General features: G+C 35.4%; 17 protein-coding genes, 5 tRNA genes and 1 pseudogene. 2 read left to right on the top strand and 21 right to left on the bottom strand.

The window, feature by feature from the left end:
• A pseudogene (locus EKG35_RS21340) lies at positions 1-737 on the top strand (IS3 family transposase); the annotation flags it as partial.
• A 196-nt stretch (positions 738-933) separates the two neighbouring features.
• On the opposite strand, the gene EKG35_RS16970 reads toward EKG35_RS21340, so the two are convergent.
• Entirely contained in the window at positions 934-1,368 is a 435-nt protein-coding gene (locus tag EKG35_RS16970) for a MarR family winged helix-turn-helix transcriptional regulator (RefSeq protein ID WP_126295728.1), read from the bottom strand.
• Between the two features lie 141 nt (positions 1,369-1,509).
• Between EKG35_RS16970 and EKG35_RS16965 the strand changes: the two genes are divergently transcribed.
• Positions 1,510-1,986 (top strand): GNAT family N-acetyltransferase, encoded by a 477-nt coding sequence (locus tag EKG35_RS16965; protein ID WP_126295727.1) that lies wholly within the window; start codon positions 1,510-1,512, stop codon positions 1,984-1,986.
• A gap of 547 nt (positions 1,987-2,533) precedes the next feature.
• On the opposite strand, the gene glmS is transcribed toward EKG35_RS16965, so the two are convergent.
• From glmS to EKG35_RS16865, 20 genes are all read right to left on the bottom strand, one after another.
• Positions 2,534-4,339 carry a glutamine--fructose-6-phosphate transaminase (isomerizing) gene (glmS, locus tag EKG35_RS16960; RefSeq protein ID WP_126295726.1) on the bottom strand — a complete coding sequence of 602 codons (1,806 nt, stop codon included), beginning with the start codon at positions 4,337-4,339 and terminating at the stop codon, positions 2,534-2,536.
• Between the two features lie 593 nt (positions 4,340-4,932).
• Positions 4,933-5,466 carry an SF0329 family protein gene (locus EKG35_RS16955; RefSeq protein ID WP_126295725.1) on the bottom strand — a complete coding sequence of 178 codons (534 nt, stop codon included), beginning with the start codon at positions 5,464-5,466 and terminating at the stop codon, positions 4,933-4,935.
• A 113-nt stretch (positions 5,467-5,579) separates the two neighbouring features.
• Complete coding sequence (locus tag EKG35_RS16950; RefSeq protein ID WP_126295724.1) at positions 5,580-6,104, bottom strand: type 1 glutamine amidotransferase domain-containing protein; 525 nt, start codon at positions 6,102-6,104, stop codon at positions 5,580-5,582.
• 125 nt (positions 6,105-6,229) lie between these two features.
• Positions 6,230-7,582 carry a phosphoglucosamine mutase gene (gene glmM, locus EKG35_RS16945; protein ID WP_126295723.1) on the bottom strand — a complete coding sequence of 451 codons (1,353 nt, stop codon included), beginning with the start codon at positions 7,580-7,582 and terminating at the stop codon, positions 6,230-6,232.
• A 109-nt stretch (positions 7,583-7,691) separates the two neighbouring features.
• Positions 7,692-8,774, bottom strand: coding sequence for a CdaR family protein (locus EKG35_RS16940; RefSeq protein ID WP_126295722.1), 1,083 nt, complete (start codon positions 8,772-8,774; stop codon positions 7,692-7,694).
• Entirely contained in the window at positions 8,767-9,603 is an 837-nt protein-coding gene (gene cdaA, locus EKG35_RS16935; protein ID WP_126295721.1) for a diadenylate cyclase CdaA, read from the bottom strand. Before cdaA ends, EKG35_RS16940 begins: the two co-directional genes overlap by 8 nt.
• 257 nt (positions 9,604-9,860) lie before the next feature.
• The gene (locus tag EKG35_RS16930; protein WP_126295720.1) at positions 9,861-10,469 is read right to left on the bottom strand and encodes a zf-HC2 domain-containing protein; all 609 of its coding nucleotides are present in this window, start codon (positions 10,467-10,469) and stop codon (positions 9,861-9,863) included.
• 12 nt (positions 10,470-10,481) lie between these two features.
• Entirely contained in the window at positions 10,482-11,045 is a 564-nt protein-coding gene (gene sigW / locus EKG35_RS16925; RefSeq protein ID WP_126295731.1) for an RNA polymerase sigma factor SigW, read from the bottom strand.
• A 155-nt stretch (positions 11,046-11,200) separates the two neighbouring features.
• Positions 11,201-12,103, bottom strand: a complete 903-nt coding sequence (gene rocF / locus EKG35_RS16920; protein ID WP_126295719.1) for an arginase — start codon at positions 12,101-12,103, stop codon at positions 11,201-11,203.
• 268 nt (positions 12,104-12,371) lie between these two features.
• Positions 12,372-12,444 (bottom strand) — tRNA-Lys (locus EKG35_RS16915).
• Between the two features lie 13 nt (positions 12,445-12,457).
• Positions 12,458-12,532, bottom strand: a tRNA-Gln gene (locus EKG35_RS16910).
• Between the two features lie 5 nt (positions 12,533-12,537).
• Positions 12,538-12,621 (bottom strand) — tRNA-Tyr (locus tag EKG35_RS16905).
• Between the two features lie 13 nt (positions 12,622-12,634).
• A tRNA-Val gene (locus EKG35_RS16900) sits at positions 12,635-12,710 on the bottom strand.
• 46 nt (positions 12,711-12,756) lie between these two features.
• Positions 12,757-12,831: transfer RNA gene (locus EKG35_RS16895), tRNA-Glu, on the bottom strand.
• Between the two features lie 442 nt (positions 12,832-13,273).
• Positions 13,274-14,056 (bottom strand): ABC transporter ATP-binding protein, encoded by a 783-nt coding sequence (locus EKG35_RS16890; RefSeq protein WP_126295718.1) that lies wholly within the window; start codon positions 14,054-14,056, stop codon positions 13,274-13,276.
• A gap of 290 nt (positions 14,057-14,346) precedes the next feature.
• The gene (locus EKG35_RS16885; RefSeq protein WP_246020450.1) at positions 14,347-15,600 is read right to left on the bottom strand and encodes an ABC transporter substrate-binding protein; all 1,254 of its coding nucleotides are present in this window, start codon (positions 15,598-15,600) and stop codon (positions 14,347-14,349) included.
• A 55-nt stretch (positions 15,601-15,655) separates the two neighbouring features.
• Entirely contained in the window at positions 15,656-16,717 is a 1,062-nt protein-coding gene (locus EKG35_RS16880; RefSeq protein ID WP_126295717.1) for a branched-chain amino acid ABC transporter permease, read from the bottom strand.
• Between the two features lie 4 nt (positions 16,718-16,721).
• Positions 16,722-17,606 (bottom strand): branched-chain amino acid ABC transporter permease, encoded by an 885-nt coding sequence (locus tag EKG35_RS16875; protein WP_126295716.1) that lies wholly within the window; start codon positions 17,604-17,606, stop codon positions 16,722-16,724.
• Positions 17,578-19,509 (bottom strand): AMP-dependent synthetase/ligase, encoded by a 1,932-nt coding sequence (locus EKG35_RS16870; protein ID WP_126295715.1) that lies wholly within the window; start codon positions 19,507-19,509, stop codon positions 17,578-17,580. The genes EKG35_RS16875 and EKG35_RS16870 overlap by 29 nt, the downstream gene beginning before the upstream one ends.
• A gap of 13 nt (positions 19,510-19,522) precedes the next feature.
• On the bottom strand, positions 19,523-20,338 hold the full coding sequence (locus EKG35_RS16865) for an ABC transporter ATP-binding protein (RefSeq protein ID WP_126295714.1): 816 nt from the start codon (positions 20,336-20,338) through the stop codon (positions 19,523-19,525).
• Between the last annotated feature and the right edge of the window lie 274 nt (positions 20,339-20,612).

Below are 20,612 nucleotides of genomic sequence, written 5' to 3'. Positions count from 1 at the left end.
TTGGAAAAAGAATAATAACGTTGAAACAAAGAAAGATATTCGGGATAAGAGAATTGGTGAGTTGTGTAAACTTCATAAATATCGATACGGATACCGAAAAATCACAAGCATTTATGGAGAACCGATAAGTGAAAATACAGTAAGTAATGCAAAAATATAATTGGCAGTGTCGAGTAAAAGTGAAGAAACGTAAAAGCACTGGACAACCAGCATATGTCGCACCGAATTTATTAAATCGTGAATTTACAGCGGAAGCACCATTTGAAAAGTTAGTAACAGATATTACCTACTTGCCTTTTGGTCAATAAATGATGTATCTTTCAAGTATTCTAGATGTCTTTAATGGCGAGATTGTAGCGCGTACAATCGGATTTACTCAAGATACAGAGTTTGTTTTAGATACATTAAATCAGCTGCCAGAATTACCTGAAGGCTGTATCCTGCATAGCGATCAAGGTTCTGTATATACGTCCTATGACTATCAAAAGGCAGTAAAAGAAAAAAGAATTACCATGAGCATGTCTCGTAAAGGCACGCCCGCTGATAATTCTCCAATTGAAACGTTTCACTCCTCGCTAAAGTCTGAAACGTTCTATCTCGACGGAATCAATCGCACAACGAATGCGCATGTGATCCAAATCGTCGAAAACTATATAAATTATTATAACAATATCCGTATTCAAACGAAACTAAACAGCCAATCGCCGGTAAAATACCGTCAACTAACTGTAAAGTAGGGTGTTTTCTTATTGTCTCAAAAATGATGGTCAGTTACCAACCCACTAAGGGCTTTTTATAGGCAATAATGACAATAAAGTCTCTGGTAATAAAAAATTTAAATTACTAGAGACTTTTTTGTAGTATTTTTTTTTGCAGTGCCCTCTAATTAAGGAATTACGTCCTTTAACAGAAGACTCGATTTCAAGATAATCTTTAAAGTTTATTATTATCTAATTTTTCTTTTATTACCATCATTGAATTACGAATTTCAATGATCTCACTATTAGTTAGTCCATTAAACAATTGATTTACTTGTTCATCTGACTGATTGTTAATTTTATCTAGTAGTTCTTCCCCTTTTCTCGTTAAAAATAGGAGATTTTTTCTACTGTCTATTGGTGAGTTTTTTTTCTCTATTAATCCTTCCCTCTCAAATTTACGTAAAATTCTGCTCATATAGCTTCTATCAATATTAAGTTCTTGCACGAGATTATTTGCAATACACTCAGTTCTCTCGCTTATTTCAAATAGTATTCGTGCTTCGGTTAATGAATAGTCTGTATCTAGAATTTGATTATTAAATAAACCAAGTACCTTTGTATAAAAGCGATTAAATTGTCTGATTTCATAAATAATTTCTTTATCCATACGTTCTCCTTTAGTTGACTTAGTCCACATTTAATATTAATATAAATGTATCTCTAAAATGTGGACAAAGTCAACATTTTAGAATACTATTTTCAAAACCTGTGGCATTCTTTATTAAGATCTAATTGAAGGAGATCGTATATGATTATTAGAGAAATTAAAAAAGAAGACAATGCAAAAGTAAAAGAAATTATACAAGATTCATTAAAATCACTTGGATTAGCGGTTCCTGGATCTGCCTACTTTGATCCTCAACTTAACGACCTTCACCAATATTATAATAATTTAAAACATGCGAATTATTGGGTAGTAGAATTAGATGGGGAAGTTGTTGGTGGAATTGGTATAGCACCGTTCAGCGAACAGTATAAAGTTTGCGAATTACAAAAGCTATACTTAAGTCCAAAAGCACAAGGTTTAGGACTTTCCAAGAAACTAATGGAAACAGCTTTATCATTTGCCTCTAAACATTATGAAAAGTGCTATTTAGAAACAAAGCATGAATTAAAAACAGCATGTATATTATATAAAAAATTTGGATTTGCACTTTTACAAGAACCCCTGCCAGGTTCTGAACACTCTGCTATGGATGCGTGGTATTTAAAAGATTTGAAATAAGGAGTCCATTAAATCAATTATAACTAAAAGCTAATAAAAAGAAAAAAAGTCGATTTCCAAAGTGGAGTTCGGCTTTTTTGTAACTTTATGTAAGGTTGTGCTTAAACTAAACTGACTGTTAGTTTGAGTGTAATCCTTCACAATCTTAATTGTATTATAAATAAATATATGTTTATTTTTCTCAACAATATGGTCCGTTTGTTAAATAAATTACTAACGTTTTTGCTGAATGTTTTGTAAATTTAATAATTTTATTATCTGAGATAGACACTGGATTTTTTAATGAAACTTTTTCTAAAACCTAATTGTTGCTATCTAATAAGTGACAATATTAATTATAAGTACAGTTATAATATTTAACTGTATATGTATTTGAACAATAATTAAACAACATTTTAGAAAAAAATCAAAAAACCTTGGTACAGTAACGATTGCACTGTACCAAGGTTAGCTTTTGATGTCACTACATCTTATAAATCTATGACAAATATAGTTATAAAATGTGACAGTATTAATTATAACTCACAAGATTAACTTTATATCTATTTTACTCAACCGTTACCGATTTTGCTAGATTACGAGGTTTATCTACGTCGCAGCGGCGGTGTAGAGCAGCGTAATAGCTGATTAATTGTAATGGTACTACTGACACAAGTGGTGTTAGTAATTGATGTACTTTTGGAATAACTAGACGGTCTGTTTCCTCATTTAGTCCTTCCATTGAAATGATGCATGCGTTAGCTCCGCGCGCAACTACTTCCTTCACGTTACCTCGAATGTTTAGTGCAACTTGCTCTTGAGTTGCTAAAGCAAATACAGGCGTGCCATCTTCGATTAACGCGATTGTACCATGTTTTAATTCTCCACCAGCGAAACCTTCAGCTTGGATATAAGAGATTTCTTTTAGTTTTAACGCACCTTCCATACTTACGTAGAAATCAAGGTTGCGTCCGATAAAGAACGCATTGCGTGCGATTTTTAAGTAATCCTCTGCAATTTGCTCCAACTCATTTTTAGAATCTACTATTGTTTGAATAGCGTTGGCTGCAATTGCTAGCTCTTGTTTTAAATCAATATCAAGGTCTTTTCCTGTCGCTTTGCCTGCTACATAAGCGGCAACTGCTAATACTGCTACTTGCGCAACATATGCTTTTGTAGATGCAACCGCAATCTCTGGACCTGCATGTAATAATAACGTGTAGTCTGCTTCACGTGAAAGTGTAGAGCCAGGTACATTCGTAATTGTTAATGCTGGGTAGCCCAGTTCTTCTTTCACTTTTACAAGCACTTGACGGCTATCTGCAGTTTCACCAGATTGAGAAATGAAGATGAATAAAGGCTTTTCAGATAAAAGCGGCATATTGTAGCCAAATTCACTAGAAATATGGACTTCTACTGGGATGCCAGCAATCTTCTCGAAATATTGTTTTCCAATTAATCCTGCATGGTAGCTAGTTCCTGCAGCAATAATATATAAACGGTCAGCTTGTTTCAAAGCCTCTAAAATATTATCATCAATTGCTAATTCACCCTCAGCATCGCTATATGCTTGAATGATTTTTCGAACAACACTTGGCTGCTCATCCATTTCTTTTAGCATGTAGTGAGGGTACGTACCTTTTTCAATATCACTTGCATCAAGTTCTGCTTTAAAAGGTTTACGCTCAACTTCACGGCCATCTAATGTAGAAATTTCTACTTTATTTTTATGAACTAATACAACCTCTTTATCTCGTAACTCAATAAATTGATCAGTTACTTGCAGCATTGCCATTGCATCAGAAGCAACAACGTTAAAACCGTCGCCAACACCTACTAAAAGAGGTGATTTATTTTTTGCTACATAAATAGTGTCTTCATCCTCTTGGTCGAGTAGCGCAATCGCATAAGAGCCGTGTAATAAAGATAGTGTTTTACGGAATGCTTCAACTGTTGATAAACCTTCTTTTGCAAATAACTCAACAAGTTGTACGATTACTTCTGTATCTGTATCTGATTGCATTTGGATACCTTTTAGGTAAGCTTTTTGCAATAAATGATAGTTTTCGATTACACCGTTGTGCACAAGAGTATAGCGTCCAGTTGCACTTTGATGAGGGTGTGCATTTAATTTATTTGGCACACCGTGAGTAGCCCAGCGTGTATGACCAATTCCAATATTTGCAGATACTTCATCATCTACTGCTGTACGTAAATCCGCAATGCGGCCTTTTTCTTTAAAAACTGTAATTCCTTCTTCATTACGAACAGCGATACCCGCAGAATCATAACCGCGGTACTCTAATTTTTCTAATCCTTTTAATAAAATTTCCTTTGAATCTAATTCACCGTTATATCCAACGATTCCACACATATTATTTATCCTCCGTCATAAGCAACATCAGGAAATGCCTAATAAGACAATGTAAAAACAATTGCTTTTATTTTGCGCATGAATTCTGTCTAATTCACTTGCTGCAAACAAAAAGCACTTGAGATTGATATTGCTTTGAAATGTATTTGCCTTTTCGTTTTTCTGTCCAAAAAATCACTTTTTTGTTTTAAAAACGAAATTTACAATCGGGCATGCGATCGGGAGGTATCCGCCGAAAATTCGATAATCCTCCACCTCGTCAACTAAGGATTGTGACCGTTCGATTTCCTTAGCTCAGGCGCTATTATTGTTTTCCTTTTACTTATAAAGCGCTCGTTTTCTCTCCTTTCATGCGCTCGCTTTAAAAATAACAAAGCAACCTTGCTTTATTTTTTTAAAGCACCTTCATCATACAGAATATGCAACACGCCGTCAATCTTTTGTACATTTAGTACTAATTTAGGCTTATTTTTGTTCAAAAAAATTCCACTAGTTTATAATCTCTAGTGGTTAATTTTTGCGAGGAATATTTTCTTAAGATGCATTTATGATAATCCGTATGTCAGTAGGTTATAAATGAAATCTTAAATTGACTAAACAGCAACAAGAATATTTTCTGCTTCGCAACGTAGTTTATAAAAGTCTTGTACTAAAACATGCTCAGTTAAAATAGTTTCCTTCATTTTAAGTAAAGTTCTTTTTCCAACACGACGGTCTAATAGACATAAAATTTTAATTAATATATCTGTGGACTTTAAAGAGTCTTTAATTGGTGCGTTAAAATATTTTTCTAAAGCATCAAAAAAATCATATTGACCATAGATGCCATCTTTTTTCAATTGTTCATGTGACTGGTCTTGAAGGGATCGATTCATTTCTACATCATCAAAATCGAAGTCTTCCATTTCAATTCTTTTATCCCAAGTTCTTCGAAACTCTTCTCGCTCTGCTGTAATTGTACACATACTAAGTTTTTCTATTTTATCTACAGTAATGACAGCTCTGCCTAGCTGATCATGTGCTCTTCTATAATTAATTACTTGAAAATCAATTCTTGATTGTAAAGAATCGCAAATAAAACTTTTTAAATGCTTTTTTGCTTTACTCCATTTAGGACTATATAACAATTAATTCCCTCCCCAAAAAAATCCGTTCACTTATGTTGATTATAAGTGAACGGAAGTTGTAATTCCATATTTATACAACAACTTTTATTGACTATGCCTTTACACTACCATAATTATAACTCTTTTTCTTTTAACAAGTTAACAATTTCCCGGTTAAATGCAGGTAAATCTTTTGGAGTACGGCTAGATACAAGTTGTTTTTGACAAACGAATACTTCTTCATCATGAAACTTTGCCCCAGCATATTCTAGATCAACTCTAATTGATTTATATCCTGTAATATCTCTGCCTTCTAATGCTCTTGCAGTAATAAGAAGTTGCGGTCCATGACAAATCGCAAATACAGGCTTCATATCACTCATAAATTTCTTAGCGAAGGCAACAACTCGATCATCATCCCGTAGTAAATCAGGTGAAAAGCCTCCCGGAATAAACAGTGCATCAAAATCATCGGGATTTACTTCATCTATCCCGTGGTCAATTTCTACTTTTGCTTCTCCTTGTTTTCCTCTTATTGTTTTGTTTCCTTCTTTATCTATTGTTACAACAGTATGGCCTGCCTCCTCTAACGCTTCTTTCGGACTTGTAAATTCAATATCCTCAAACATATCAGTAATTAATGTTGCAACCTTTGCCATTTGAAACACTCCTTTTTACAATTCTACATTTTTACTATTGCCCTTTTGTATAACAAATAAACGAAAAAATAAATCCAGTGGAATTAACTAATTTAATTAGTTGTCCACTGGATTCATATTATCTGTTACTCTGCTAGCCCTAATTCTTCTCGAACTACGTTAGCAATTCTGTTTACGTAGCTTTCACACTCTTCCTCTGTTGCTGCCTCTACCATAACACGTACAAGCGGTTCTGTACCTGAAGGGCGAACTAATACACGTCCGTTGCCAGCCATTGCAGCTTCAACTTCTGAAATAGCAGCAGCAACTTTTTCATTTTGTGCAACCGCATGTTTATCGGTAACTCGTACGTTTACTAAACGTTGTGGGAAAATAGTCATTTCTGATGCAAGCTCAGATAAACGTTTATCCGTTGCTTTCATAATATTAACTAATTGAATAGCAGTTAATAAACCGTCGCCAGTTGTATTATAGTCAAGGAATACGATATGACCAGACTGCTCACCCCCAACGTTGTAGTCGTTCGTACGCATTTCTTCTACTACGTAACGATCTCCAACAGCTGTTTGAACACTTGTCATTCCGTTTTCTTCTAATGCTTTATAAAAGCCTAGATTACTCATAACAGTAGATACAACTGTGTTTTTCTTTAAGCGCCCTTTGCTGTTTAAATACTTGCCGATGATGAACATTATTTGATCGCCATCAACGATTTGGCCTTTTTCATCAACTGCAATTAGACGGTCACCATCACCATCAAAGGCTAATCCAACATCAGCGCCGCGTTCTAAAACGAAGGCTGCTAGTTTTTCCGGATGGGTAGAACCTACACCTTCATTAATATTTAAACCATCTGGTGATGAGCCCATTGACGAAATATCGGCCTCTAAATCAGCAAATAAATGAGTTGCTAGTTGTGAAGTTGCACCATGTGCACAATCAAGAGCAACATGGATACCTAAGAAATCTTCTTCTACTGTTTGTTTTAAGTATGAAAGATATTTTTGTCCACCCTCGAAATAATCACTTACTGATCCAACATCTCCTCCGATTGGGCGTGGTAATGTGTCAGCTTCTAAATCAAGGTAGCCTTCTATTTCTGCTTCTTGTGCATCTGTTAATTTGAAGCCATCTGGACCGAAAAATTTAATTCCGTTATCTGCAACAGGATTGTGTGAAGCAGAAATCATAACACCCGCATCTGCATTCATTACACGAGTTAGGTAAGCCACACCTGGTGTACTAATAACTCCTAATCGCATTACTTCAACACCAATTGATAGCAGCCCAGCTACTAGTGCGCCTTCTAACATATGGCCTGAAATACGAGTATCTCGTCCAATTATTACTTTTGGGCGTTCTTTTGTATGTTTTGTCAGCACGTATCCCCCGACACGTCCAAGCTTAAATGCGAGCTCTGGCGTCAATTCTGAATTTGCGACACCACGGACGCCATCAGTTCCGAAATATTTTCCCATTACTTTTCTCTCCTTCAATGCTAGACATTCCATGCTTCATCATTGCGAATATTACAATTTCATCTGTGGAACGAATGATTGATTCAAATAGTTTGAACCTTTATTACGATTATTCTGTAGTATTTTCTTCAGTATTTGGTTGGTCTGTGTTTGGTTGGTCTGTGTTTGATTCTTCAGTTATAACTTCTTCAGTATCTGTTTCTTTGTCATTAACTTCTTCTGTAGTTCCCTCTGGGGGCGTTTCCGTTGTTGACTCTTGTGTAATATCAGCTTCTATTCCAATCGTCTTAGATGATAGTCTCGTTGCTCCGTTTGGCAATTCCAAATTAACTTCATAAACACCAGACTCTTCAATTTCTGATATGTCAAATTCTACGACTAGTTCTGTTATCGAGTCAATAATAGATTTTGGACCGTATACGACGATTGATTCGGTATCAGGCCTTATATTATTGACTGTAATACCTTCCTTTGGCGTTCCTGTTCGCCTTATCGATAGCGGAATTTCTCTACTGTATTCCCTTATATCAACGTTTACAACTACAGTCTCTGGCTCAATGATTACATCAAGCTTGTTCAAATTATTATCTAACACTTTTACATCGGCTTCTTGTTTAAATGATGAATTGATTCCATCTTCACCAGTAACCGTTGCTTTTACATAGCTAATACTTTCTACCACACTTTTTGCACCTGTCACGAAAACAGTTTTTGGTTCGGCTGTCATCCCGACTAATTCAAAGCCTTCTGAGATTTGACTTTTATTCATTTCAGGGTCGATGCGCAATTCCTTAGTAACCTTTTCTTCAATTACTATATCTACCGTTTTTGGTTCAATCGAAACTTCTAGTTTTTCTGAAAAGTTTTCGTATTGAATTTCAACGCTATGTTCACCAATTAACAATGAATTTAAGTCGACAAATACTTTAAAGTCTTTCTTCAATTTTGCTGAAAGTACCAATTGCATAGGGCCACTAATCGTGACATCAACAGTTTCAGGCAAACCTGTAACAATTAAGTTTTCTGAATCGTAATATGCTTCTAACGGAACATCGGTAATTATATCCATTTCTGAACCTGCACCAGTACTTTGAGTATCATCCGTTAGTGTTTTCACATAAAAGAATAGTAAAAAAGCCAGGACTAATGCAGTAACTCTTAATACCCAGTAACTATCAAATAGTTTATCCATTCTTTTTCCCCCTCCAAGTCCACTTAGAGGCTGAATCCGAATCTTGTTCAGGACCAAACCACATTGTTTTTAAATGTGCTTCGAATTCATCTATTGAAAGATTTCGGTATAAATTTCCGTTTTTCGTTAAGCTTATGCCTCCAGTTTCCTCTGATACAACAATAGTAATGGCATCTGTTACTTCACTTAGCCCTAAAGCCGCACGGTGCCTTGTACCAAGTTCTTTTGAAATAAATGTACTTTCAGACAACGGCAAATAACAAGCTGCAGCTGTTATTTTATCTTTTTGTACAATTACAGCACCGTCATGAAGTGGTGTATTTGGAATAAAAATATTAATTAATAATTCCGATGAAATTTCTGCATTTAGTTTGATACCGGTTTCAATATATTCATTTAAACCCGTTTCACTCTCAATGGAGATAAGTGCTCCGATTCTTCGTTTTGCCATATAGCTGACCGCTTTTTTCATCGCTTCTACCAACCGCAATCGTTCATCTTCTAATTGGCTAGTGGAACGCTGAAATATTTTTCCTCTTCCTAGTTGTTCCAACGCACGACGAATTTCAGGGGTAAAGATAATAATGATGGCTAAAAATCCCCAGTCAATTACTTCTTGAAGCATCCAACCAAGGGTATCTAGGCCAAACACTACAGTTGCGAATCTCGCGACAATAATGACAAATAGCCCTTTCAATAACTGAACCGCTTTCGTTCCTTTAATGAGGGTTAATAATTTATAAATAACGTACCAAACAAGGAGTACGTCTAAAATGCTAACAATAACATTTACAGGCGTTAAGTCTGTAAAGTTTTCAATAATTTGCACGTGGCATCCCCCACTTTTTTCTTGCTATTTCATTTATATCGATTACATCTTGGTGTTATTACGTTTAATTCGCTTTTGTTTATGAATTATTTCAATTTTCCTAGAGAATAAGTTAAGTTACATATTTCAAAAAATTTATATAATATTAAAGATAGTATATCACATCTTGAATAAGTAAAGCTTTCATCAAGAAAATAGTCTACTCATTTGAGCAGACTAAGTCATTTAGTATTTGTTTAATGTAACATTTTTACTTCTTATTCAAATAAATCAACAAAATCATTTGCTAAGTCTTTTATTTCATACCAAAGCCATTCAAACGTTTCGTCGATTTCCTCGATTTGCCCTGTTACTACAGCTGTCGAAGCCATGTATTGGCCATTAATGACCGTTACATTGCCATCTACTTCCCCTTCGATTACAATATCACCATTTTTCACGACAATATCACCTTTAACTACTTCTCCCTCTGGTACAATCACCGTTTGCCCATCTACGATTAAATTTGGCTGTTTAGTAACTGAAAATTCATCATTTGGATAACTGCTTAGCAGCGTTGCACTCATAAATAAAAAGAACACTGCTGCCGCAACAATAATCGGATGTCTTCTAAACCACTTTTGTAAGCCTACGCGATTCTTTCCTTTAGGTAGACGTTTCATAACTTGTTCCTCAAAATGTGGGGGTGCTGTGATATGCGCTGCACTCTTAACAAAAGCAATCGTGTCACTTAACTGATGCATATGTTGTTGACAGTCAGAGCACACTTGCAGATGTTTCTTCAGCTGTTGTTCATGTTCACGGCTAATATCGCCATCAAAGTATTCGTGCATATAGTCAACAATGTGTTGTGGACACGTACTCATGCATAACTCCTCCTACAAATTGTTTAATTGCTTTCTTAGAGCTTCACGCCCTCTATGAATTCTTGTTTTTACAGTTCCTAAAGGCATATCAAGAATTTCACTAATTTCCTGAAGCGATAATTCTTCTATATATTTTAACACGATAACTGATCGATATTTATCTGGCAATCTGCTTATTTCGTATTGAATTCGATCCTGCAGTTCCATTTGTTCTACCGCCTCTTCTGGTAATTGTTCATCTGCAGCGATATGTGAATACATATCAAGTCCATCTGTACCAGCAACTTCGGCATCTAAATAGTAATCAGGCTTCTTTTTGCGAATTCTATCAATACAAAGATTTGTTGCAATCCGATATAGCCATGTTGAAAATTTTCTTTTTTGATCAAAGGAATGAAGATTTATATACGCTCGCACAAATGCTTCCTGAGCAATATCTTCTGCCTCTTGTTTGTTACCTAGCATACGGTAACATATTTGGTATAGCTTGTGCTGGTAGAGGCTCACAATATCTGAAAATGCGTTTTGATCACCTTTTAGCACTTGCTTTATTCTTTTGTTCACTAACGCATCCATTTGTGTTTCCTCTCCACCTTTTCGGCTCATTATTATTTACGTCAAATTTCATTAAAAGTTTCATTTAAGTCGTTATTATATCAAAAATATTTTATTCCGAAAAAAGTCTAAATTAGTATTTATACCCAATTTATTCATGAGACAAAAACACTATTTTATACTAATTTCTCACCAAATAACGAACCCATCAAAGCAACTGCTGCATCCGCAGTTTTATTACGTTCATCTAAAATTGGATTTACTTCAACAAACTCCGCTGAAGTTATGAATCCAACCTCTTCTAACATTTCCATAGCTAAATGACTTTCACGATAAGTAATCCCCCCAGGAACAGGAGTCCCCACTCCTGGTGTATATAAAGGGTCAATTCCATCTAAATCTAGGGATAAATGAACGCCATCTACCTTTTGCTCCTTTAAATATGCAATAGAACGTTCAATTACCTCAGCCATTCCTAAACGGTCGATTTCATGCATTGTATAAACTTTAATTCCAAGTTTTTTTATTATTTCACGCTCTCCTGGGTCTACAGAGCGAGCACCAATTATAATAATATTTTCTGGTTTTATTTTTGGAGCTATACCATTTATATTTACTAAACGTTCATTCCCTAGCCCAATACTAATGGCTAGCGGCATTCCGTGAATATTTCCAGAAGGCGAAGTCTCTGGTGTATTTATATCTGCATGTGCATCATACCAGATAACTCCTAAGTTTTTATAACGAGTGGCTAAGCCAGCAAATGTACCAATTGAAATACTATGATCTCCGCCAAGAATTAGAGGAAATCTTTCATCTTTTATTACTTCCTCTATTTTATTTGATAGTTGTATACTAACTTCAATAACCTCACCCAAATTTAATAATGCTGGATCCTGTTGTGCATTTACCTTTCTTTTAACTAAAATATCCCCTTCATCTTTAACTTCATATCCTATATTTTCTAATCTCTCTATTACTCCTGCATAACGGATGGCACTTGGCCCCATATCTACCCCACGACGATGTTGACCGTAATCAGAAGGAACTCCAATAACCGAAATTTTTTTATTATCCATGAAAATACCCCCTTGTTGTCCCTTTATTTTACATGGTAATACATGGGTGGCTCAACCTGACAAGAGTATGCATAATTATTCAAATTTCAAGTACTATGATTGTGCTTTTTGTAATTGTGGGCTTACCTTCTAATGTGTTTTATTCCTAAAAGATGCGCATGGACTTATGAGATATTTTCTTGATGGGGAAAAGAAGATAACAAATAAAAAATCCTTTACTTATTTAAGTAAAGGATTGAAATTAAATTATTATAAAAAGCTTTTATGATGGGCCATGTAGGACTCGAACCTACGACCCTCTGATTAAGAGTCAGATGCTCTACCAACTAAGCTAATGACCCCAAAAATAAAAAATGGCTGGGGTACCAGGATTCGAACCTGGGCATGACGGAATCAAAATCCGTTGCCTTACCGCTTGGCTATACCCCAATAAATGGTGGAGGGGGACGGATTCGAACCGCCGAACCCGAAGGAGCGGATTTACAGTCCGCCGCGTTTAGCCACTTCGCTACCCCTCCAGATTAACACTTATGGTGGAGGATGACGGGCTCGAACCGCCGACCCCCTGCTTGTAAGGCAGGTGCTCTCCCAGCTGAGCTAATCCTCCATTATTATGTAAGTGTTATCTTGTCTTTTTGTGTCTTAGTTATAATTGGTGACCCGTACGGGATTCGAACCCGTGTTACCGCCGTGAAAGGGCGGTGTCTTAACCACTTGACCAACGGGCCAAAATGCATCGTCTCAATCAGACAATAATTATATTAACACTTATTTTAAAAATTTGCAACTACTTTTCGAGAAAATTTTTTAATGCAATTCTATTATATTTCCCTCTTAATTTTATACCATTTGGATTTACAATTTTTCTGTTTTTCTCATACTTCTCCTCAGTTAATTTTATATTTATTTATAAAAAATTATTAGGATAAAATATGATTAACATCTATCCACATTTTACCCTAAATGTACTGCTAAAGAAACCTCACTTTTTTCGTCTCCAAATGTTGAAATACTCATTTAGGAAATTAGGCATTCCTACGAATTTCATCTATCTAGTTTACCGTAGACTTTCCCCATAATTTTTATAGGTTTGGGGGCTTATCCTATGCTTGGTTTAAACTTCCAAGTTGGAGTTATGGTAACTTATTACATAATCTCTAGTAAGTTACCTCACCATACAACTCGTTGACGGCGGCGAAAAGCCTTTTCTTTCCCACTATTTTCATTACCTATTCCTAAGTAATGTTCACTAATATCTTTATTTGCTAAAATTTCTGCCGACTCCCCGTGCATAACGACACGTCCATTTTCCATAATATATCCATAATCTGCAATAGAAAGGGCGACATTTGCATTCTGTTCCACTACAAGAATTGACATACCTTCTTCTTGTTTAATCTTTTTTATATTTTGGAAAATCTCTTTTACAAGTAACGGTGCAATTCCTAATGATGGTTCATCTAATAATAGCAGCTTCGGCTTTGCCATTAACCCTCTCCCAATGGCCAGCATTTGTTGCTCTCCACCAGATAAAAATCCTGCTTTTCGATTATTAAGCACTTTTAACTTCGGGAAGTATTCATATATTTTCTCAATATCCCCTTTAATGTTTAAACGATCTTTTCTTGTATATGCCCCCGCAGTTAAATTTTCTTCAACTGTTAAACCTTTAAATATACGCCGGCCTTCCATACTTAGAAATATACCTTTCCGAACTAGTGCATCTGGTGTAATACCATCAATTACTTCTCCTTGAAACTCGATGCTGCCATCTATAATTTGGCCACCATCACCTGCTAGCAAACCAGAAACGGCTTTTAAAGTAGTCGACTTTCCAGCACCATTACTTCCTAATAGCGCTACAATCTTCCCTTCAGGAACATCCAAAGATATTCCTCTTAGAGCAATAATAATTTTTTGGTATACCACTTCTAAGTTATTGATACGGAGCATGTTACAAAACTCCTTTCTATTAGATATATAGATTTTAGGAGATTCTCAAAACTTTCTATTATTTTTATCCTCTACAAAGTTTATAAAAATTATTTTTATAATTTGAAGACTACCCCAAAAATACTAATGGAATAGCCTTCTTTTATTGTCCATGTAGGGAATTTTTAGGTTCTATATCCACTTGCTTGTTTATTGCTCAACAAACTACCTCTTCTTGTCATTCAAGTACTAGTAAGAAATACTAGCTGACGGGATTGGAGATTCTACCAAACCATATTTTCCTATTAATCTTAATAGCTAAAATAATCAGTTAGTTGCTCCCATTTACCATCTTTTACAATACCTAAACGAGTCATTTCAGTACCTGCATGATTGTCAGCACTAAATGATACATTTGCACCTAGACCGCCTAAATCAAAGTTTTGCAAGGACTCAATTCCTTCTCGAATTTGAGGTCCAGTAAGATCACCTTCGGGATATTTTTCTGCAGCCGCTTGAATTCCAGCTACCATAATTTTCGCAGCACTCCAACCTTGAACAAATTTTTGATCAATATCATCAATTGTCATACCTTTTGAATCTAAATATTCTTTAATTTCTGCCATTCCTGGTTGTTCTTCATATGGGAATGCATGCGATAAAATACCTATATAGCCTTCTGCAATATCAGCTCCTACGATATCAATAATTCCTTCACCAGAAGCCCAATTCAATCCGATAAATTGAGTATCTATGCCCAACGTCTTTGCGTCACGTAAAATTGTAGACGTTGCTGCCCATGTTTGTTGAATAATTGCATAATCCGGATTCTTCTTTTCCATGTTTAATAATTGGGATTGCGCTTCAGTTGCCTGTACATCAATTACTTGCTCGTCTACAACTTCAACCCCAATTTCTTTGCCGTATGCTTTTATATCTTCAATTGGTGAACGACCAAATGCAGTATCATTATAGAGTAACGCAACAGTTGGACTATCTCCTTCATGATTTTCTTTAATCCATTTTAAGACCGCGCGACCTTGGTCGGAATAAGAAGCTGCTATTAAGAAATTATATGGACTTTCTTTTGTATTCTTCAAACTTTCAGAATAAGAAGCTGAGAAAAATGGTAATTGATCTGTCGCTACTTGTTGGCGAAGTGCCTCTGTATCACCAGTACCCCAACCTAAAATTGCAGCAGCTTTTTCCTTATCTCTTAATTCTTGATAAATTTTTTGTGCTTCAGGAATTGAGTACGCATAATCTTTACCTGTTAACACAAGGTTTAAACCTTCTACTCCACCTTTAGTTTCTAAATATTCAAAGTATGCTTGTTCCCCTTCTGCATAAGGTGTTCCTACATCACCAGTGCCTCCTGTAATATCATATAACCCACCAACTACAACTGTACGATTATCTGGATCTGCAGCTGTCGGTACAGTTGCTGAATCGTCGGATGTGTCATTAGCTGGTGCACTTGTTGTCGAGTCTTCCGCGCATGCTGCTAATAAAAATAACAACATAATTCCTATGAACCCCCACAAAATTTTCCCCTTTTTTCCCACTTTAAAATCCCCCTTATTTCTTATAAATTTTCTTATTTAATTTCTCTCCAGGTTTTTAGTAAGAAAATGGCCATAGCTTAAAATATTTCTTCATGTTCAGCCATATATGAGCTAAGCCTCCTGGTTCGAAAATTAAAAACAGGATTATGACAATACCAAATACAAACTCTTTAAACGCTGATAATAGCTGATACATTTCTGGCATGAATACAGTTAAAAAATCGATGATAGCACTCAGCCCAACAGGTAATAACGTAATAAATACTGCTCCTAAAATTGACCCAAAAACGCTGCCTAGTCCCCCAATTAGTACCATTGCTAAATATTGAATTGATACGTGAGTATTATATAGTTCTGGACTCACAATCATCGTATAGTGTGCCAGCAATGCTCCGGCAATTCCAACAAAGAAAGAGCTAACAATAAAGGCTAATACTTTATAGTAAAATAAGTTTATCCCCATGATTTGTGCGGCAATATCTCTATCACGCACAGCTAAAAATGCACGCCCAACCCGTGTCCTTAATAAATTTACCGCATACAGCACTGTAACTAACAAGATGACTATACTTAAATAGTAGTATGATGTATTTGTTGAAAGTAAAAAGTCTCCAATTGCCGGACGACTTAATACCATTCCCGCAGTACCGCCAGTCACACTGTCCCAGCGGCTAATGACAAATAAAATGATGACTTGCGCTGCCAACGTGGCAATAGCTAAATACAGCCCTTTAAGACGTAAAGCTGGAATACCAAATACGCCACCTACAAAGGCAGTTACGATTCCGGCAATAGGAAGTGATACCCAAAAACTTAATCCATATGTGGATGTTAATATCGCAGTTGTATACCCTCCAACACCTAGGAATGCACCAACTCCAATAGAAATTTGTCCTGTGAAACCTGTTAAAATATTTAACCCTATTGCACCAATTGCTGAAATTGCACAAAGTGTAAATAACCCAATCCAATAGTTTGATACAAAGAGAGGTAATGCTAGTATTAGTAGAATTAACGCCAACCATTTTACTTTGTCACCAGTAGTTTTGAATAATTTCATGTCATCTTTATAAGACGTTTTATATTTTCCACAATCTCTAACAACTAAATTTCTCACACCGTCACACCCTCTCAATCCCACGGCTGCCAAATAGGCCATGTGGTCTTAGCATTAATATTAAAAGTACAATAATAAATGGAACTACATCCTTTAAGCCCCCACCTACTAGCGGATCTAAATAACCACCCGCCATATTTTGCAATATTCCAATTGCAAAACCGCCAATAATAGCCCCAATTACGCTATCCAAACCGCCCAGAATTACAACAGGTAATACGGTTAATCCAATCGATGCCATTGTTGGATTAACACCGTTGATATTTCCAATTAATACTCCACCAATTGCTGCAACAATTGCTGCAATCGTCCAAGTTGCTGCATAAACAAATTTTACACTCATCCCCATTGATGAAGCGGCTTGTTGATCATCTGCAACTGCACGGATGGCAAGACCAATTTTGGAATACTTAAAGAATATAGAGAAAATAATTAATAACACTAAAACGACAATGAAAGACCATAAATAAACCGGTGTAACAATAATTCCACCAATATTTAACGGTGTTTGTGGGAATACTGGTGGAAACGTTTTCGTAGAATGGCCCCAAATCATATGAACAGCACCTGCCAGTAAGCTTGATAATCCAATAGTCGCCATAATAACTGAAATAACAGGTGCATTTTGCAATGGTCGCACAACGATACGCTCCACAGCAAGCCCAAGAATGGCACTAAATATCAATGTAATGAGTAATGCAACTAAAAATGGAACTTGTAGTGCAGTCATGAGCATTAAACAAATATATGGACCAAAAATGACAAACTCTCCATTCGCAAGATTCAATGCACCGCTTGCACGATAAATTAAAACAAATCCTAAAGCTACAAGTCCGTAAATACTTCCGACGACAATACCATTAATGAGCATTTGGAAGAAGAATATCATTAGCGAAAGCTACCTCCTCACCACTTGATAGTTGAACTATTTGTAAACTACTGATTTCATTTGGTACATTATTATGAGAAGCACTTAAAGGAACTTCTAATGTTGTAGAGTACATCGCTTTAATTATTTTTTCATATTTCTTTTCAACAAAGTTCCTTCTAACTTTGAATGTTCTTGTTAATTCCCCTTGATCAGCAGTAAATTGTTTATTTAAAATTACAAATTTCTTTATCCTTTCATTAGAAGGAAGTTCATTCATTAATTTTCTAACTTCTCCCTCAACTAAATTAAGGATTTCCGATTTTACTGATAATTCAGAATATTCAGTATATATTATCTGGTTTTTATCTGCCCATCGACCAACACTATTTATGTCAATATTTAAAATTGCTGTTAAATACGGTTTATTTTTTCCAAAACATATTGCCTCTTGTATATAGGGACTGGATTTCAGTTTATTTTCAATTAATTGAGGATAAATTTGTTCTCCCTCTGAACTAGTAATAACATTCTCTTGTCGATCTAAAATGAACAAATGACCGTCATCATCCAAATATCCTTTATCCCCTAGAGAAAGCCAACCATCATTCATTATTTTTTTGTCTTCTTCGTTCAAATACTCCGAAAAAATAGCATTATTTTTTAAATATACTGTTCCATCATCACCAATTCTTACTTTTGTATTTGGTATTGGTACACCTGAACTTCCTGCTTTAATTGCAGAATCATATTGAACAAATGCAATGCCACTTACTTCTGTCCCACCATAGGTCTGCTTCAAATTTACCCCGATACTATGGTAAAAGTGGAAAGCATCAGTTTGAATAGCTGCTCCAGCTATATATGCCCTTTTTATTCGAGCAAGCCCCAAATGATCCCGAATTGCACTAAACATAATTATATCTCCAAGTGTATACATCATTTTATCGAATAAGGAAAGCTGCTTTTTGTCTAATTTAAATAGAGCTTGTTTATCACCGTACTTTTTAAAAAAATTGTATAGCTTTCGTTTAAACCAGCTGGCTCCTTCCATTCGAATTTGGAAGTTCGCCATTAATGATTGGAAAACACGGGGTGTAGCCAATAGAGTATGCGGACCAATTTCTCTTAAATCACCAATGACGGTATGCGGTCTTTCTGGGAAATTAACAACCATACCAACTATTAAAGGTATGATGATACTCATCACATGCTCATGAACCCAAGAAAGCGGTAAAAATGAAATATAATCATCTGCTTTTTTCATTTCATCAACTTGTGATAAGTTTTTAGCTGATTCAATTAAGTTATGATGGGTTAAAATTACTCCTTTAGGTCGCCCGCTTGTTGCTGCACTGTATGAAATAATTGCAGGCATTTCACTATGCAACAATTTCAATTGGTTTGCTAAAAAATCTGTTTTTTGTTTAAGTAAATCCTCGCCATTCTTTAGTAGCTGCCCCATATAAGTTAGTTTAGTATGCTGATAATGACGTAGACCTTGTTTATTATAGTAAATAATATGTTCTACTAAAGGCAGTTCATTTTCAACTTCTAGCAGCTTATCAACTTGTTCTTGATCTTCTACAATGACAATTCTTGCTTTGCAATCATTCAAATAAAACTTTATTTGATCTGGCAACGACTCTTGATAAACACCTACTACAACCCCGCCTATGCTTTGTACAGCCATATGAGCGTAGAGCCACTGGGGTCGGTTTTCTCCTATGATTGCTACCGTTTCACCACTTCTAAAATCATATTGTTCAGATAGTGAAACTGCCAATTTTTCAACATTTTCTAAATATTGCCCCCATGAAATTTCGTTCCAAATCCCAAGATGTTTCTGTCTTAATGCAACTGTATTTGCTTCACTTTTCGCACGTTCCGCTAGTAAAGTAGGTAAAGTTTTTTCTATTACCATAGTTCGCCTCCCTCTACATAACTGTCTCTTCACCGATATATGCTTTTATTACATCCGGATTTTGTTGAATTTCTTTTGGTGTCCCGAATCCAATTCGTTTTCCAAAATCCAGCACGGCAATATGATCAGACAAACTCATGACAACACCTAAATCGTGTTCAATTAACACGACCGTTGTATCCATCATTTCATGCATATCCAATATAAAACGAGACATTAATTCTTTTTCTGCATTGTTCATACCTGCCATTGGTTCATCTAGTAGAATTAATTCCGGTCTTAATGCTAATGCGCGGCCTACCTCCACACGTTTTTGCAAGCCATATGGAAGTGTACCAACAGGAGTATGACGAATATCTTGTAATTCTAAAAACTCAATTACCTCTTCAACTTTTTGACGGTGTTCAATTTCTTCCTTGGATGCTTTTCCTATATATAGTCCTCCACTAAACACCCCTGATTTCATTAATGAATGCTTTCCGAGTTTTAAATTATCCAACACAGACATATGAGCAAAAAGCGCGATATTTTGGAATGCCCGTGCAATACCTAATGAAGTTCTTTCATACGGCTTCATCTTTGTAATATCTTTGCCTTTATAAAGAATAGAACCACTTGTTGGATGATATAATCCACTAATGCAATTTAACATACTTGTTTTTCCTGCACCATTTGGCCCGATTAATGAAAAAATTTCACCTTTGTTTATATGGTAGGTGACATTATCTAATGCCTTTACACCTCCAAATTGTAAAGATATATTTTCTATCTCTAATATCCGCTCCAAACCATACCCTCCTTTTTTACCAATTCTTACTCTACAGTACATAAAAATTATTCCATTTTTAATATATATTTTATAATCTCCTAGATTATGAAATACTTTTTATCTTTTTATACTTGTTCTAAAATAAAACCCCTTACGATGCAATTTTCGTAAGAGGTTTTTAGATTTTAACTTTCTTAAAAAACTATTTATTTGTATAAATGCTAACTTAAGAATGTACAGTATTGATTGTTTAAGTATGTACAGTTTCGACAATAAGATACATAATATTCCTGAGGTGGGATGTTATGTATATGCAAATTAACGTAAATACAAA

The organism is Lysinibacillus telephonicus, assembly GCF_003966145.1.
GTDB classification, from domain to species: domain Bacteria; phylum Bacillota; class Bacilli; order Bacillales_A; family Planococcaceae; genus Ureibacillus; species Ureibacillus telephonicus.
The sequence above is the reverse complement of the archived record's forward strand: the minus strand, read 5'-3'. Positions and strand labels throughout refer to the sequence as shown.

What these genes read in the sequence shown, in the direction of transcription:
- EKG35_RS16970 (WP_126295728.1), bottom strand. Translation starts at nt 1,368, where the DNA reads ATGGATAAAGAAATTATTTATGAAATCAGACAATTTAATCGCTTTTAT.
- EKG35_RS16865 (WP_126295714.1), bottom strand. Translation starts at nt 20,338, where the DNA reads ATGTACTGTAGAGTAAGAATTGGTAAAAAAGGAGGGTATGGTTTGGAG.
- glmM (WP_126295723.1), bottom strand. Translation starts at nt 7,582, where the DNA reads ATGGGAAAATATTTCGGAACTGATGGCGTCCGTGGTGTCGCAAATTCA.
- EKG35_RS16950 (WP_126295724.1), bottom strand. Translation starts at nt 6,104, where the DNA reads ATGGCAAAGGTTGCAACATTAATTACTGATATGTTTGAGGATATTGAA.
- EKG35_RS16875 (WP_126295716.1), bottom strand. Translation starts at nt 17,606, where the DNA reads ATGATATTCTTCTTCCAAATGCTCATTAATGGTATTGTCGTCGGAAGT.
- EKG35_RS16930 (WP_126295720.1), bottom strand. Translation starts at nt 10,469, where the DNA reads ATGAGTACGTGTCCACAACACATTGTTGACTATATGCACGAATACTTT.
- EKG35_RS16870 (WP_126295715.1), bottom strand. Translation starts at nt 19,509, where the DNA reads ATGGTAATAGAAAAAACTTTACCTACTTTACTAGCGGAACGTGCGAAA.
- sigW (WP_126295731.1), bottom strand. Translation starts at nt 11,045, where the DNA reads ATGGATGCGTTAGTGAACAAAAGAATAAAGCAAGTGCTAAAAGGTGAT.
- EKG35_RS16940 (WP_126295722.1), bottom strand. Translation starts at nt 8,774, where the DNA reads ATGGATAAACTATTTGATAGTTACTGGGTATTAAGAGTTACTGCATTA.
- glmS (WP_126295726.1), bottom strand. Translation starts at nt 4,339, where the DNA reads ATGTGTGGAATCGTTGGATATAACGGTGAATTAGATTCAAAGGAAATT.
- rocF (WP_126295719.1), bottom strand. Translation starts at nt 12,103, where the DNA reads ATGGATAATAAAAAAATTTCGGTTATTGGAGTTCCTTCTGATTACGGT.
- EKG35_RS16890 (WP_126295718.1), bottom strand. Translation starts at nt 14,056, where the DNA reads ATGCTCCGTATCAATAACTTAGAAGTGGTATACCAAAAAATTATTATT.
- EKG35_RS16965 (WP_126295727.1), top strand. Translation starts at nt 1,510, where the DNA reads ATGATTATTAGAGAAATTAAAAAAGAAGACAATGCAAAAGTAAAAGAA.